The organism is Actinosynnema sp. CA-299493, assembly GCF_050946825.1.
GTDB lineage: Bacteria > Actinomycetota > Actinomycetes > Mycobacteriales > Pseudonocardiaceae > Actinosynnema.
In genome coordinates this window covers 1,927,740-1,940,710 of record NZ_CP191993.1, presented here as the reverse complement: position 1 = coordinate 1,940,710, position 12,971 = coordinate 1,927,740, and the positions used below count along the sequence as shown (strand labels likewise).

The 12,971-nt window shown below is 71.8% G+C and carries 16 protein-coding genes; 8 read left to right on the top strand and 8 right to left on the bottom strand.

Going from position 1 to position 12,971, the window contains the following annotated elements; genetic code table 11:
- Positions 1-98 precede the first annotated feature (98 nt).
- Entirely contained in the window at positions 99-908 is an 810-nt protein-coding gene (locus ACQPYE_RS09480) for a DUF3159 domain-containing protein (RefSeq protein WP_498720638.1), read from the bottom strand.
- On the bottom strand, positions 905-1,282 hold the full coding sequence (locus ACQPYE_RS09475) for an OB-fold nucleic acid binding domain-containing protein (protein ID WP_498720637.1): 378 nt from the start codon (positions 1,280-1,282) through the stop codon (positions 905-907). The genes ACQPYE_RS09480 and ACQPYE_RS09475 overlap by 4 nt, the downstream gene beginning before the upstream one ends.
- Positions 1,283-1,387: 105 nt before the next feature.
- On the opposite strand from ACQPYE_RS09475, the gene ACQPYE_RS09470 reads away from it, so the two are divergent.
- Complete coding sequence (locus ACQPYE_RS09470; RefSeq protein ID WP_498720636.1) at positions 1,388-2,065, top strand: alpha/beta fold hydrolase; 678 nt, start codon at positions 1,388-1,390, stop codon at positions 2,063-2,065.
- Here the strand turns inward: ACQPYE_RS09470 and ACQPYE_RS09465 are convergent.
- Both ACQPYE_RS09465 and dut read right to left on the bottom strand, forming a co-directional pair.
- Positions 2,062-2,688: a DUF3710 domain-containing protein gene (locus tag ACQPYE_RS09465; RefSeq protein WP_498720635.1), complete on the bottom strand. Its 627-nt coding sequence runs from the start codon at positions 2,686-2,688 to the stop codon at positions 2,062-2,064. The genes ACQPYE_RS09470 and ACQPYE_RS09465 overlap by 4 nt on opposite strands.
- Before the next feature lie 5 nt (positions 2,689-2,693).
- The gene (gene dut, locus ACQPYE_RS09460) at positions 2,694-3,161 is read right to left on the bottom strand and encodes a dUTP diphosphatase (protein ID WP_498720634.1); all 468 of its coding nucleotides are present in this window, start codon (positions 3,159-3,161) and stop codon (positions 2,694-2,696) included.
- A gap of 24 nt (positions 3,162-3,185) precedes the next feature.
- Here dut and ACQPYE_RS09455 point away from each other — a divergent pair, with 24 nt between their 5' ends.
- Positions 3,186-3,650 (top strand): DUF3093 domain-containing protein, encoded by a 465-nt coding sequence (locus ACQPYE_RS09455; RefSeq protein ID WP_498720633.1) that lies wholly within the window; start codon positions 3,186-3,188, stop codon positions 3,648-3,650.
- Between the two features lie 233 nt (positions 3,651-3,883).
- Here the strand turns inward: ACQPYE_RS09455 and ACQPYE_RS09450 are convergent, their stop codons facing one another.
- Entirely contained in the window at positions 3,884-4,183 is a 300-nt protein-coding gene (locus ACQPYE_RS09450; RefSeq protein ID WP_053717171.1) for a DUF4193 domain-containing protein, read from the bottom strand.
- 430 nt (positions 4,184-4,613) lie between these two features.
- On the opposite strand from ACQPYE_RS09450, the gene cei reads away from it, so the two are divergent.
- A complete protein-coding gene (gene cei, locus ACQPYE_RS09445) occupies positions 4,614-5,336 on the top strand; it encodes an envelope integrity protein Cei (protein ID WP_498720632.1) in 723 nt (240 codons plus the stop codon).
- A gap of 50 nt (positions 5,337-5,386) precedes the next feature.
- On the opposite strand, the gene ACQPYE_RS09440 is transcribed toward cei, so the two are convergent.
- Positions 5,387-6,187, bottom strand: a complete 801-nt coding sequence (locus ACQPYE_RS09440; protein ID WP_498720631.1) for an inositol monophosphatase family protein — start codon at positions 6,185-6,187, stop codon at positions 5,387-5,389.
- Between the two features lie 95 nt (positions 6,188-6,282).
- Here ACQPYE_RS09440 and ppgK point away from each other — a divergent pair, with 95 nt between their 5' ends.
- From ppgK to ACQPYE_RS09415, 5 genes are all read left to right on the top strand, one after another.
- On the top strand, positions 6,283-7,044 hold the full coding sequence (gene ppgK / locus ACQPYE_RS09435; RefSeq protein ID WP_498720630.1) for a polyphosphate--glucose phosphotransferase: 762 nt from the start codon (positions 6,283-6,285) through the stop codon (positions 7,042-7,044).
- 170 nt (positions 7,045-7,214) lie between these two features.
- Positions 7,215-8,543 carry an RNA polymerase sigma factor gene (locus ACQPYE_RS09430; RefSeq protein ID WP_498720628.1) on the top strand — a complete coding sequence of 443 codons (1,329 nt, stop codon included), beginning with the start codon at positions 7,215-7,217 and terminating at the stop codon, positions 8,541-8,543.
- A gap of 574 nt (positions 8,544-9,117) precedes the next feature.
- On the top strand, positions 9,118-9,297 hold the full coding sequence (locus tag ACQPYE_RS09425) for a DUF7455 domain-containing protein (RefSeq protein WP_015800348.1): 180 nt from the start codon (positions 9,118-9,120) through the stop codon (positions 9,295-9,297).
- Positions 9,298-9,445: 148 nt separating this feature from the next.
- Positions 9,446-9,622 (top strand): hypothetical protein, encoded by a 177-nt coding sequence (locus ACQPYE_RS09420; RefSeq protein WP_498720627.1) that lies wholly within the window; start codon positions 9,446-9,448, stop codon positions 9,620-9,622.
- Positions 9,623-10,006: 384 nt separating this feature from the next.
- A complete protein-coding gene (locus tag ACQPYE_RS09415; protein ID WP_498720626.1) occupies positions 10,007-10,213 on the top strand; it encodes a tetratricopeptide repeat protein in 207 nt (68 codons plus the stop codon).
- Between the two features lie 152 nt (positions 10,214-10,365).
- Here ACQPYE_RS09415 and ACQPYE_RS09410 read toward each other — a convergent pair whose 3' ends face one another.
- Together ACQPYE_RS09410 and ACQPYE_RS09405 are read right to left on the bottom strand one after the other, a co-directional pair.
- Positions 10,366-11,538 (bottom strand): ROK family protein, encoded by a 1,173-nt coding sequence (locus ACQPYE_RS09410; protein ID WP_498720625.1) that lies wholly within the window; start codon positions 11,536-11,538, stop codon positions 10,366-10,368.
- Position 11,539: 1 nt separating this feature from the next.
- Complete coding sequence (locus ACQPYE_RS09405; RefSeq protein ID WP_498720624.1) at positions 11,540-12,970, bottom strand: sugar ABC transporter permease; 1,431 nt, start codon at positions 12,968-12,970, stop codon at positions 11,540-11,542.
- Position 12,971: the final 1 nt, after the last annotated feature.

Below are 12,971 nucleotides of genomic sequence, written 5' to 3'. Positions count from 1 at the left end.
GGTCACTGCCCGGAGCAGCCTGACGTGCTGCGGCCGACCAGCCCGCCGCCCACCGACTCGCCGGTGGGCGGCGGGCCTGTGGGCGTGGGTCGGTCGAGCTAGCGGTCCTCGGCTCGGGCCGGCGCCGGACGAGGGGTCGGGGCGTGCTGCGCCTCGTCGGCGGTGTCGGGCCGGACCTGGTCGGTCGCGGTGTCGAGCATCTTGTCGTAGATGTTCGGCTTGCCCTTGGCCTCGGACCGGGCGCGGAGGCGGTCCTCGGCTTCCCGGTTCTCCTCCTCCTCGCGGGCGAGGGTGGCCTTCAGGCGCTTGTCCGAACGGCGCACCGCCCAGACCGTGGCGACCAGCGCCACCGCCATCAGCGGGTAGCCCATGGCCAGGCGCGCCGCCGCCAGCCAGCCCACCGACGCCTCGTCGTACAGCCACCGCTGCACCACGAACCGCGCGATGAACACCAGCGCCCACACGAGGGTGGCGATGTCGTAGTCCCGGACGCTCGCCTTGTCCTTGCGCCACGTCTGGCCCTGGCCGTTGAGGAACGACCAGATCACGCCCGCGAGAGGCCACCTGACCAGGATCGACAGGACGAACCCGCCGCCGTAGACGAGGCTCTGCCAGATGCCGAACAGGAAGAAGCCCTTGGCGTCGCCGGTCCGGTAGGCGATGAACGCGGCGATGCCGACGCCGAACACCGCCGAGACGGCCGGCTGCACGGAACCCTTGCGCATGGCCAGCACGATGCCGATCACGACCGAGAACGCCAGCGCGCTCCAGATCGCGGGCATGAGCCCGGCGAACGCGTTGACCAGCACGAACACCACGACGGGCAACGAGGAGAACAGCAGGCCGCTCACGCCGCCCATCTGTTCCAGGAGGGTGGGCTGCTTCTCGGACTCGTTCACTTGTGTCATGAAGCGTTCTGCAACTCGTAGTAGGGGTTGTAGAGCACCTTGCGCCCGTCGCGCACGGCGATCCGGCCTCTGGCCTTGATGGTGCGACCGGGCTCGATGCCCGCGATCCGGCGCCTGCCCAGCCAGACCAGCGTCACGCCCTCGGTGCCGTCGTACAACTCCGCCTCCAACGTGGCCGCCGCGTCACGCGGGCACAGCTCGACGCTGCGCAACCTGCCCAGCACGGTCACCTCTTGTCCGGACTCGCAGTCGCACGCTCGGATGGCCCCGACGGCCACGGCTTTTCGAGACAGGTCGTCGGCGTCCAACTCGCTGACGTCGGTGGTCAGCCGACGCACGAGGCGGCGCCAGTAGCCACCCCCAGTACCAGTCATCCCCGACTCCTGGAATGCGCGGGGCCTCGACGACGAAGCCCGTCCGACAGCCAGCGTAACCGGGTGCACCCGACCGGGTATCCGACTGGGGGAGGATCTGCCGTCATGAAGTCGTCACGTGCCGTTCTGCTGCCGGGCACCGCGTCCGACGAGGTGTTCGTCTCCGCGGTGTTCGCCCGCCCCCTCGCCGAGGCCGGGTTGGAGCTGGTCGCGCCCGCCTCCCGGGGCGTCCGGGAGCACGTGGCGGCGTTGGACGCCGCCTGGGACGGTACGCCGCTGGTCGTCGGCGGTGTGTCGCTGGGCGCGCACGTGGCGGCGGCGTGGGCGGTGCGGCACCCAGGGCGGTGCGCGGGCCTGCTGCTGGCGCTGCCCGCCTGGCACGGCGCGGCGGATGGCGCGCCGGCGGCGTCGGCGGCGCGGGCCAGCGCCTCGGCGGTGGAGTCGGTGGGCGTCGAGGCCGCGCTGACCGGCGTCGACGGGTGGCTCGGCGACGAGCTGCGGCGGGCCTGGCCCCGGTACGGGTCACGGCTCGCGGACGCGCTGAGGGAGGCGGCCGGCGAGGCGGCGCCCACGGTGGCCGAGCTGAACGGCCTCACCGCGCCGGTGGGGGTCGCGGCCTGCACCGACGACCCAATTCACCCGTTGGAGATAGCCCGAACGTGGGTCGGGGCACTCCCCCGTGCCGCTCTGCGCACGACGACGTTGGCGGCGCTGGGCGCGGACCGGGAGTCCCTGGGCCGCGCCGCGCTCGACGCCTACCGCTCCGTGCCGGCGGCGGTCTAGTCCTGCTGCTGGGCCTGGATGTGCCGGGCGATGGCCTCGGGCAGCTCGATCGGCAACGGCGTGCGCACCGGCATCGCCTGCTCGCCGCGCACCACGACCGTGTCCCGCATCAACGCGTAGAGGGCGTCGGTCGCCTTGGCGCTCTGCTCCTCCGTCGGCGCCGCCGCGATGCCCCGCAGCATCCACCGCGGCCCGTCCACGCCGACCACCCGCAGGTGCACCTCGTTGTTGCGGGCGGTGATCTCCTCGCCCCACTCGCCGTTCTCCCGCAGGATCCGGAAGCCGTCACTCTTGAACTGGGCGATCATCTCGCCGCTGACGTCCGGCCACAGCCGGTCGTTCTTCGGCGCGGCGAACGCGCTCACGGTGAGCTGGCCGACGGTCGTGAGCAGGTGCACCGCGCGCACCGCGCCCGCCGGGTCCATCTCCACCTGCAGCTGCACGCCCTCGGGCACGGGCAGCCGGATCGAGCCGAGGTCCAGCCGGCTCAGGCCGTCGTCCGGGGCCTGCGTCGAGTCGAACGGCCCCTCCTCCGCCTCCTCGCCGCCGTCGAGCTCGACCTCGGGTTGCGCCGTCCCCCGGTTCGCGGAGTGCCTACCGCGCTTGCGGCGCTTTCCGAACATCGCCTTCACCCCTCCGTCCGGGCGAGCACGTCGTGCCCGCCTGTAGAGCCGTAGCCGCCCGCGCCCCGAGCGGAGTCGGGCAGCTCGTCGACTTCGCGGAACACCGCGTGCTCCACCTTCTGCACCACCAGCTGGGCGATCCGGTCACCGCGCGTCAGCACTACGGGCTCACGCAGGTCGTGGTTCACCAGGCACACCTTGATCTCGCCCCGGTAACCCGCGTCGATCGTGCCCGGGGTGTTGACCACGCTCAGGCCGACGCGCGCGGCCAGGCCGGAGCGCGGGTGCACGAACCCCGCGTACCCCTCCGGCAGCGCGATCGCGACACCGGTGCCCACCACCGCGCGCTCCCCCGGTTCGATCACCACGTCGGTGGTGGTCACCAGGTCGGCGCCGGCATCACCCGGTCGGGCGTAGGCCGGGGGCGGCACGGCGGGATCGAGCCGGGACAACAGGACCTCGACGCTGGGCACGGCGCGCGAGACTACCCTGGTGGCGTGAGCGAGACTGCTGTGACCGCCCCGATCGCGTTCCGCGAGCGGTTGTACGTGCCCTGGTGGGGCTGGCCGCTGCCGCTGGCCGCGGCCGTGCTGCTGGCCGCCGAGATCCACATGGGGTTCCCCGGCGTGCGGTCGTGGCTGCCGTACGTGATCACGGTGCCGCTGGCGGTGCTGCTGATCGTGCGGATGGGTTCGGCGAAGGTCGAGGTGTCCGGCGGCGAGCTGCGGGTCGCGTCGGCGCACGTGCCGCTGGAGCTGCTCGGCGAGGTCGAGGTGTTCGACTCGAAGGACAAGCGGAAGGCGATGGGGCCGAACCTGGACCCGATGGCGTTCGTCACCCACCGGGGTTGGGTCGGGCCCATGGTGCGGGTCGAGCTGCGCGACCCGGCGGACCCGACGCCGTACTGGCTGTTCAGCGTGCGCAAGGCGGAGGAGCTGGCGGCCCTGCTGCGCGACCGGTGAGCCGGATGGGCAACGGGGACTGGGCGCCACCCCGGCGGTGGGGGTGAGCGCCCAGGTCTGGTCGTAGGAGCGTGTTCGGTCGTGCCTCGGTGCCGGTCGTGCGGTGGTGCTGTGCCGTGCCGGTCGTGCGGCGGTGCTGGTTCGGTCGGCGGTGCCCGGTGGTGCCGGTCGTTCGGTGGAGCCCGGTCGTGCGGTGGTGCGGGTCGTGCGGGTTCGTGCCCGGTGGACGTGCCTCAGGCGCAGTCGCGGCAGATGTACTGGCCGTTGACTTCCTCGGCCAGCCTGCTGCGGTGGTGCACCAGGAAGCACTTCGAGCACGTGAACTCGTCCGCCTGCTTCGGCAGGACCTTGAACGTGAGCTCCTCACCGGACAGGTCGGCGCCCGGCAGCTCGAAGTTCTCGGCGGTCGCGTCCTCGTCGATGTCGACGACCCCGGACTGCGTTTCATTGCGCCGCGCCTTCAGCTCCTCGAGGGAGTCCTCAGCGAGTTCGTCCGCCTCGCTGCGACGCGGTGCGTCGTAGTCGGTCGCCATACTTCTTTCACCCCTGCGGTCAACGGAGACTGTTCGTGTCGCTGGTTAACGCACCAGCGCCCCTTTTTGTGCCCTCCGTCCCCAGTGACGGAGGTCTCGCTCGCGCGGCCGGGCGCCAACCCCCTGTTCATCGACGCTTCCAGGTGTCCGGCGGTGCGCGGAGCGCCGAGAGGGTAGCTCATCGATCGGGGGGTCGCGCAGCGGGTTCCCCCTAATTGAGCAGACGGGTGACAGGCCCTTCACACGCTGGCCAGATAGGCTTGACCGGGCACCACCCACCCGGTCCTGCCGTGCTCCGCCACCAGACCAGGGCGTTGACCGTCCGCGACCGGGTGATCGCACCCCGCTACACACCCGCCCGAGGCGCGGGCCGGCGGGGGGCGGCATAGCCTGATCACTGTCAGCACTGCGCCAGGGGAGGTCGACGGACGTGGTACGACCCGGTACGGGGAGCAGCGGGTCGTCGCGCTACCGGAAGCGACGGCCGTTGCCGGCGCTCATCCTGTTCCTGGTGCTCGCCGTGACCGCCGTCGTGGTGTGGAACCGCGTGCTGGCGGATGCGGGCGACGTGGACGCGGCGATCAAGTGCAATTCACCCGGTGGCGTGTCCGCGCCGCCGTCGGGGGCGCCGGCCGCCGCCGCGGCCGAGCCCGCGCCGCCGATGGGGACGGTGCTCGCGCACGACGCCCTGGACCGGACCGACCCGGTGCCGGTCGGCGGCGTGCAGTTCCGGGTGTTCAACGCGAGCACGCAGCGCAACCAGGCGCGGTTCGTGGCGACCACCCTGGAAGACCTGGGCATGAAGCAGGCGGCCGAGCCGGGCAACGACCCGGTGTACCCGGCGCAGGACATGGACTGCCGCGGCCAGATCCGGTTCGGCGCGCCCGGTGCGGGCGCGGCGCGGACGTTGAGCCTGGTCGAGCCCTGCCTGGAACTGGTGCGCGACGAGCGCCAGGACGCGACGGTGGACGTGGCGATCGGGCAGAAGTTCAGCGAGGTGAAGCCGAACAGCGACGCCCGCAAGGTGCTCGACCAGCTCGCGCAGTGGGCGATGCAGCAGCCCGAGCAGCAGGGTGGCCAGGCCGCCGAGGGCTCCACGCCGCTGTCGCTGAACGCCGACAACCTCAAGGGCGCCCGCGACACCGCCTGCTGACCGTCTCGGGGGTCCCCCGGCCGGAGACCCCCGAGACGTGGGCGGGCGGGTCAGACGTTGCCGAAACCGCACTCCACCAGGGCGGTGATCAGGGCGTCCGCGATGCCCGGCGCGGCGGCGAAGGTGGCGTCCGCGCCCAGTTCCGGCAATTCACCCGGAAGGTGGACAACGGCACCCGCCTCGGCCGCCAGCAGCGCCCCCGCCGCCCAGTCCCACCGGCCCAGGGTGTGCTCGGCGTAGGCGTCCAGCCTGCCCGCCGCCACGGCGCACAGGTCCAGCGACGCCGCGCCCGCCCGCCGCATGTCCCGCACCCTGGTCGCCAGACCGGCCCACGCATCCGCCTGCCGCTGCCGCCGCTCCGCCCGGTAGGCGAAGCCGTAACCCAGGAGGGACAGATCCAATCGGGTGGCGTCGGAGACCCGGAGCCGCCGACCGTCCAGCCACGCCCCACCGCCCCGCGCCGCCGTCCACACCCGACCGCTGACGGGCTCGACCACCGCGCCGGCCACGGACTCGCCGTCGACCTGGGCGGCCACGGACACGGCGTAGTGGGGGATGCCGTAGAGGTAGTTCACGGTGCCGTCGATCGGGTCGACGACCCAGGTCAGGCCCTCGACGGCGGCGCTGCCGCCCTCCTCCTCCCCGATCACGGGCTCACCGGGCCGCAGCTCGGCGAGCCTCCCGCGGACCAACTGCTCGGCCGCGCGGTCGGCCGCGGTCACCACGTCGGTGGCGCTGCTCTTGGTGTCGACATCGGTCACGGCGGCATCGCGGGTGGTCACGACCAGCTCGCCCGCTTCGCGGGCCACGAGCACGGCGACTTCGACCAATGAGCGCGGATCGAAACGCAACTGTTCCTCCTGCGTCACTCTCACGGGACTATCGGAGAACTGCAGGCTAATGTCTGCGGCCACGGTTACTGAATCGAGTAGGAAGGGCCACGGGGATGGGCATGACCCGCGGGTTCGGCGTGGACATCGGCGGTTCCGGCATCAAGGGCGGGCTCGTGGACCTCGAAGCGGGGGCGCTGGACGGTGAGCGCCTGCGCATCACCACGCCCCAGCCGTCGACCCCGGACGCGGTCGCCGACGTCGTCGCCGAGATCGTCGAGAAGTTCAACTGGGACGGTCCCGTCGGCGTCACCCTGCCGTGCGTGATGAAGCACGGCGTCGCGCACTCCGCCGCGAACGTCGACAAGGCGTGGATCGGCACGGACGCCGCCGCGCTGTTCGCGCAGCGCCTCGGCCGGCCGACCGACCAGGTGGTCGTCCTTAACGACGCCGACGCCGCCGGCATCGCCGAGATGCGGTTCGGCTCCGGCGTCGACCGGGACGGCTTGGTGGTCCTGCTGACGTTCGGCACGGGCATCGGCAGCGCCCTGTTCCTGGACGGCAAGCTCGTGCCCAACACCGAGTTCGGCCACCTCGAGGTCGACGGCCACGACGCGGAGAAGCGCGCCGCCGCCTCGGTGAAGGAGGACAAGGGCCTGACGTGGGCCGAGTGGGCGCCCCGCGTGTCCCGGTACGTCAACGTGCTGGAGGACCTGATCTGGCCGGACCTGGTCATCGCCGGCGGCGGTGTCAGCAAGAAGGCGGAGAAGTGGCTGCCGCTGCTCGAGGTGCGCACCGAGGTGGTGGCCGCCGCGCTGAAGAACGACGCGGGCATCGTCGGCGCGGCCGTGGCCGCGGCCCAAGGTCTCCGGCACTGAATTCCGCAGCGTTCCACCTGCGAGAACGCGTGTCGGACCACCCCGGATGACGCCGGGGGGCAACGACACGCGATTCTCGTCGTTACAATGGAACGGTGCCCCGCTGACGAACGATCCGGCGGGGGATCCCCCGTACTCAGGCGACCGAGGTTCGCGCCCTTCGGTCGACCTTGATCGACAGTCGCGAAAGGGCGTACGTGGCAGCCGCGAAGACTACTCAGGCAGCTCAGGCTGACGCCGAGGAGACGCCCAAGGCCCCCTCGGCGAGGAAGGCCCCGGCGAAGAAGCCGGTGGCGAAGACCGCCGCGGCGGGGAAGACGGCCACGCGGGCGCCGCGCAAGACGGCCGCCAAGGCCGCCACTGCCGCGCCCGGCAAGGTGAAGAAGGACGGCGAGGACCCCGAAGACCTGGAAGGCGCCCCGGACGCCGAAGACCTGGTCGACGAGGTCGAGCTGATCGACGAGCCGGTCGAGGAGGAGCCCGCCGAGGAGGAGGCCAAGCCCGGCGAGGGCGACTTCGTCTGGGACGAGGAGGAGTCGGAGGCCCTGCGGCAGGCCCGCAAGGACGCCGAGCTCACCGCCTCGGCCGACTCGGTCCGCGCCTACCTCAAGCAGATCGGCAAGGTCGCCCTGCTCAACGCGGAGGAGGAGGTCGAACTCGCCAAGCGCATCGAGGCCGGCCTCTACGCCGCCGAGCGGGTGCGCCGCGCCGAGGACGAGCAGGAGAAGCTGACCCCGCAGATGCGCCGTGACCTGCGGTGGATCGTGCGGGACGGCGAGCGGGCCAAGAACCACCTGCTGGAGGCGAACCTCCGACTCGTGGTGTCGCTGGCCAAGCGCTACACCGGACGTGGCATGGCGTTCCTGGACCTGATCCAGGAGGGCAACCTCGGCCTGATCCGCGCGGTGGAGAAGTTCGACTACACCAAGGGCTACAAGTTCTCCACGTACGCGACGTGGTGGATCCGCCAGGCGATCACCCGCGCGATGGCCGACCAGGCCCGCACCATCCGCATCCCGGTGCACATGGTCGAGGTCATCAACAAGCTGGGTCGCATCCAGCGCGAACTGCTCCAGGACCTGGGCCGCGAGCCCACCCCGGAGGAGTTGGCCAAGGAAATGGACATCACCCCGGAGAAGGTGCTGGAGATCCAGCAGTACGCCCGGGAGCCCATTTCGCTCGACCAGACGATCGGCGACGAGGGCGACAGCCAGCTCGGTGACTTCATCGAGGACTCCGAGGCCGTGGTGGCGGTGGACGCGGTGTCGTTCACGCTGCTGCAGGACCAGCTGCAGTCGGTGCTGGCGACGTTGTCCGAGCGCGAGGCGGGTGTGGTGCGGCTGCGGTTCGGCCTCACCGACGGCCAGCCGCGCACGCTGGACGAGATCGGCCAGGTCTACGGCGTGACGCGCGAGCGGATCCGGCAGATCGAGTCGAAGACGATGTCGAAGCTCCGGCACCCGTCGCGGTCGCAGGTGCTGCGCGACTACCTGGACTGATCCCCAGGCTGAAGATCACCTGAGCCAGGGCCTCCCGACCGTTCGGTCGGGAGGCCCTGGTTTTTGCGCACTTCTCCACCTGATCGGACGCCGTCGGCGGCGCGTGCGGATCTGAACGGCCGGCCGGGCGGCTCGCGCGGTCCCTGAACGGGTGACTGAACGACCCGTGAACGTGACGGAGAACCGGACGGATCATGTCCGGATCGTGGAACGCGAGGCCGTGTTCGCTCTGGGCTGACCAAAGTGTTACCCGTCACACCGGTGACTCCCGCAGACCGCCCTTCTGGAGCATCAAGGGTGCGTCGAACGCCGTATTCGCAGGTCGGAAAACCGTTGCCACGACAGCGGAACGTGAGCACGGGCGGATCGAAGCGGCGAAACCGACAGGTTCCGGCCACCCGGCCGCTGGGTAAATCAGGAGTGACGCGGGTCGCCACGGTCAGGGGAACACTGACTTACGCCCGAACGTCTGCAAGAGTGAAGGCAGCGAACACGGCGCACCCGCCAGATGCGAAGTGGTCGCAGCTAGGTGTGAGGGCACCGATCCCCGGTGCCGGGACGGAGGGAGATTTCCATGACCACGACGCTCACCCGCCCCGCGTTGACCGCTGCCGACCGCTGCGACCGCTGCGGGGCTGCTGCCCAGGTTCGCGCCGTGCTCCCCTCCGGGGGCGAGTTGCTGTTCTGCGGGCACCACGCCCGTGAGCACAGCACCAAGCTGCGTGAACTCGCTGCCGAGCTGCAGCAGGGCTGAACACCACGAGTCCCGGCATGGGGCTCGTAGCACCCTAGCCGTCCGGGGCGGGGATCCGAGAGGATCCCCGCCCCCCTCATTTTCCGCGGACGCGCCGCCCGTGGTCTCACCGATACTGGTGGTGACGGACGCGGGCGGGAGTTGGTGCGTGGTGATCGAGTCGGTCGACCTGGTGGTGGCGGCGCCGGCCGCCGGTGCGGCGGCGGGCGTGACGGACACCGCCTCGACCGCCGTGAAGGACGCGTACCAGGGCCTGAAGTCGCTGACACGGCGCGCGTTGCGCCGGGGTGGGGGGCGGCGGAGCCGACCGACCCGGCGGAGTTGAAGGCCGCTCTGACGGCCGCGGACGCCGGGGCCGACGCCGAGCTGGTCGCGGCGGCGCGCCGGGTGCTGGAACCGGCAGACCCGGGAGGGATGCCTGCACCGGCTGAGCCTCATCACGCTCGACGCCAACGCGATCCAGGCGCACGCGCTGCTGCAACGCGCGGTCCGCGACACCATCGAGCCGGAGCGGCTCACTCCCCTGGCCCACCTCGCGGCGGACGCGCTCCTGCTGGCCTGGCCACCGCACCAGACCGACAGCTCGCTGGCCGCGGCGCTGCGGTCCTCCGCCACTGCCCTGCACACCCACACGACACCGGCGCTCTGGACCCCCAGGGCACACGCGGTCCTCTTCCACGCCGGGAGGTCGCTCGGCGAGGCGGGCTTGATGGTCGACGCCGTGGACCACTTCCGCGACCTGGCTCGACGGGCGGAGCACCACTTCGGGCCCGACCACGTCGACAGCCTCCACGCCCGCCACGAGATCGCCTTCTGGAGCGGGAGGGCAGGACGTCACGCCGACGCCACCGCCGAGTACGAGCGCTTGGTCCGGACGCCACCCGCAGCCTGGGCCCCGACCACCGGGACACCCTGATCATCCAGAGCAACCTCGCCACCCGGCGCGCGGAGACGGGCGACCACGCGGGCGCGATCCCGGAGCTCGAACGCTTGCTCGCCGAACAGCTCCGGGTCCTGGGGCCGGAGCACCCCGACGTCGCGCTCACGCGCATGAGCCTGCGGCGGTTGTCAGATGTCGCCGAGAACGGGCTCGAAGGCCAGTTCGGCGGCGCCGATGAGCTTGGCGTCGCGGCCGAGGGGCGAGGAGACGATCCGGGTGCCGCCGACGGCCCGTGACACCAGCGACCGCTGTTGCACGGTGCGCCGCAGCTGCTCCACCAGGGACTCCGGCAGCGCCGTGAACAGGTCGCCCAGCACCACCAGTTCCGGCCCGAGCATGTTGACCACCGTGATCAGCCCCATGGCCAGCCACTCGGTGAACTCGCCCAGCCGGTGCGCGACGCTGTCCGGCGAACCGGCCAGCGACCGCAGCTCCGCCACCACCGTCCCGCGCGGCGCGTCTTCGGGGAGGGAGAGGGCGCGGCACAGCGCCGCCTCGCCGACCTCGGTCTCCCAGCAGCCCTGGCAGCCGCAGTAGCACCGGCGACCACCGGGGCGCACGACCATGTGCCCCAGTTCGCCGACGTACCCGCCGGTGCCGCGCAACGGCTGACCGCTGGAGATCACGCCTCCGCCGATGCCGACGTCGGCGGAGATGTAGACCACGTCCGACGAGGCGCGGGCCGCGCCGCGCGCGTGTTCGGCCAACGCGCCCAGCTCGGCGTCGTTGCCGACCTGGACGGGGACCTTGAGCACCGACGAGAGCCGGTCGCCCAGCGCCACGTCGGTCCAGTGCAGGTTCGGCGCCTCGTGCACCAGACCGTCGGAGCGGCGCACCACACCGGGCACGGAGACGCCGACACCGACCGCCCGCACGTCGAGCTCGTCGGCCAGGAGCTTGGCCGAGTCGGCGATGTGCGTGATCACCTCGCCGGGGTCTCGGGACCGGTGGTGCAGGTTCCACGAGTCCCGGCCGAGGATGTCGCCGCCGAGGCCGACCATGGCCATCGCCACCTGCTCGACGCGGACGTCGATGGCCATCACCACGGCCGCGTGCGGCTGCGGCAGCACGAGCAGCGACGGCCGGCCGGCGCCGGAGCGCTGCGCCGGCACGCGTTCGGCCACCACGCCGGACTCGGCCAGGCCGTCCACCAGGGCTTTGATCGTGCTGCGGTTGAGGCCCAGCTCAGCCGCCAGCGACGCCCTGGTGGAGGGCCCGTCCACGTGCAGTCGGCGCAGCAGCGCCGTTCGGTTGTGCCTGCGGACCTCGTCGGGTCGGGCTCCCGCGGTCGGTGTGCTCACGTCAGCGGACGGTGGACGCCGCCCGGCGGCGGGACAGCGCGTCGACGCTCGCGGCCAGGAGCAGCACGAGGCCCGTCACGATGAACACCACGGCGGCGGGCTGGTCGAGCAGGCCCATGCCGTTCTGGATGATCGCGAGCACCGCGCCACCGATGACCGCGTCGCGCAGCTTGCCCTTGCCGCCGAACAGCGACGTGCCGCCGATCACGGCCGCGCCGACCGCCATCAGCAGCGTGTTGCCGCCACCGGCGTTCGGGTCGACCGAACCGACCTTCGACGAGTAGACGATCGCACCGATGGCCGCCATCGAGGAGGCGATCACGAACACGCTCATCCGGATCTGCGCCACGTTGATGCCGGCGCGGCGGGCGGCTTCCTGGTTGCCGCCGACGGCGTAGACGTGCCGGCCGTAGCGGGTGCGCTCGAGCACGAACGTGCCGATGACCAGCAGGACGAGCACGATCGGCACCACGAACGGCACGCCGGTGATCACCACGAGGTCGCTCTTGGAGCGGTTGAGCGTCAACGCGTAGGTGGCCACCGCGCCCAGCACGAGGACCACGCCGACCTTGACCAGCACGATCGGGGTGGGCGACGCGACCAGGCCGCGGCGCAGCCTGCTGAAGTGGCGGCCGAGCACGACCGCCCCGTAGCCGCCGGCGGCGAGCACGAACAGCGCCCACGAGCCCGCGGTGCTCAGGTTGCCGTTGGCGACGTTGAAGATCACGTCGTCGCGCAGGCCGAGCGTGCCGCCCTCGCCGATGAACTGGAGGATCACGCCGCCCCAGGCCAGGAACAGCGCCAGGGTCACGACGAACGACGGGATGCCGACGCGGGCGACGAGGAAGCCGGTGATGCAGCCGATGGCGGTGCCGACGCAGACGGCCAGCAGCATCTCGACCCACGGGTTGGCGGGCACGCCGATCAGGGCGATGGCCAGTGCCACCACCGACAGGGCGACGCCCGCCCAGATGCGCATGACCCCGGCCAGCACGGCGGCCAGCGCCAGCAGGCCGCAGAAGAGGTAGAAGACGGTGTCGCCCATGCCGCCGAGCAGGTTGCCGCCGTTGATCAGGTGCAGCGCCATCACCGAGGCGGTGACGCCGGAGGCGGTGCCCGCGGACAGGTCGATCTCGCCCAGGAGCAGGACGAACACCAGGCCCATGGCGATGATCACGACGCTCGCGCCCTGCGCGAGGAGGTTGGCGATGTTGCCCAGGGTGAGGAAGGTGTCCGCGAGGGAGCTGAACACGATCAGCAGCACGACCACGCCGAGCAGCGCGGGCAGGGAGCCGAGCTCGCCGCCGCGCAGCCGGGCCGCGTAGTCGCGCACCGCCTCGCCGGTGGACTGGGACGTGGTGTCGATGCCGAAGTCGGAGATCGCCGCGCCCTGGGGGGCGTCCGGGGCGGTCTCGCTCGTGGTGTTGGACATG

What these genes read in the sequence shown, in the direction of transcription:
- ppgK (WP_498720630.1), top strand. Translation starts at nt 6,283, where the DNA reads ATGGGCATGACCCGCGGGTTCGGCGTGGACATCGGCGGTTCCGGCATC.
- ACQPYE_RS09450 (WP_053717171.1), bottom strand. Translation starts at nt 4,183, where the DNA reads ATGGCGACCGACTACGACGCACCGCGTCGCAGCGAGGCGGACGAACTC.
- ACQPYE_RS09425 (WP_015800348.1), top strand. Translation starts at nt 9,118, where the DNA reads ATGACCACGACGCTCACCCGCCCCGCGTTGACCGCTGCCGACCGCTGC.
- ACQPYE_RS09465 (WP_498720635.1), bottom strand. Translation starts at nt 2,688, where the DNA reads ATGTTCGGAAAGCGCCGCAAGCGCGGTAGGCACTCCGCGAACCGGGGG.
- ACQPYE_RS09405 (WP_498720624.1), bottom strand. Translation starts at nt 12,970, where the DNA reads ATGTCCAACACCACGAGCGAGACCGCCCCGGACGCCCCCCAGGGCGCG.
- ACQPYE_RS09470 (WP_498720636.1), top strand. Translation starts at nt 1,388, where the DNA reads ATGAAGTCGTCACGTGCCGTTCTGCTGCCGGGCACCGCGTCCGACGAG.
- ACQPYE_RS09480 (WP_498720638.1), bottom strand. Translation starts at nt 908, where the DNA reads ATGACACAAGTGAACGAGTCCGAGAAGCAGCCCACCCTCCTGGAACAG.
- ACQPYE_RS09475 (WP_498720637.1), bottom strand. Translation starts at nt 1,282, where the DNA reads ATGACTGGTACTGGGGGTGGCTACTGGCGCCGCCTCGTGCGTCGGCTG.
- ACQPYE_RS09415 (WP_498720626.1), top strand. Translation starts at nt 10,007, where the DNA reads ATGGTCGACGCCGTGGACCACTTCCGCGACCTGGCTCGACGGGCGGAG.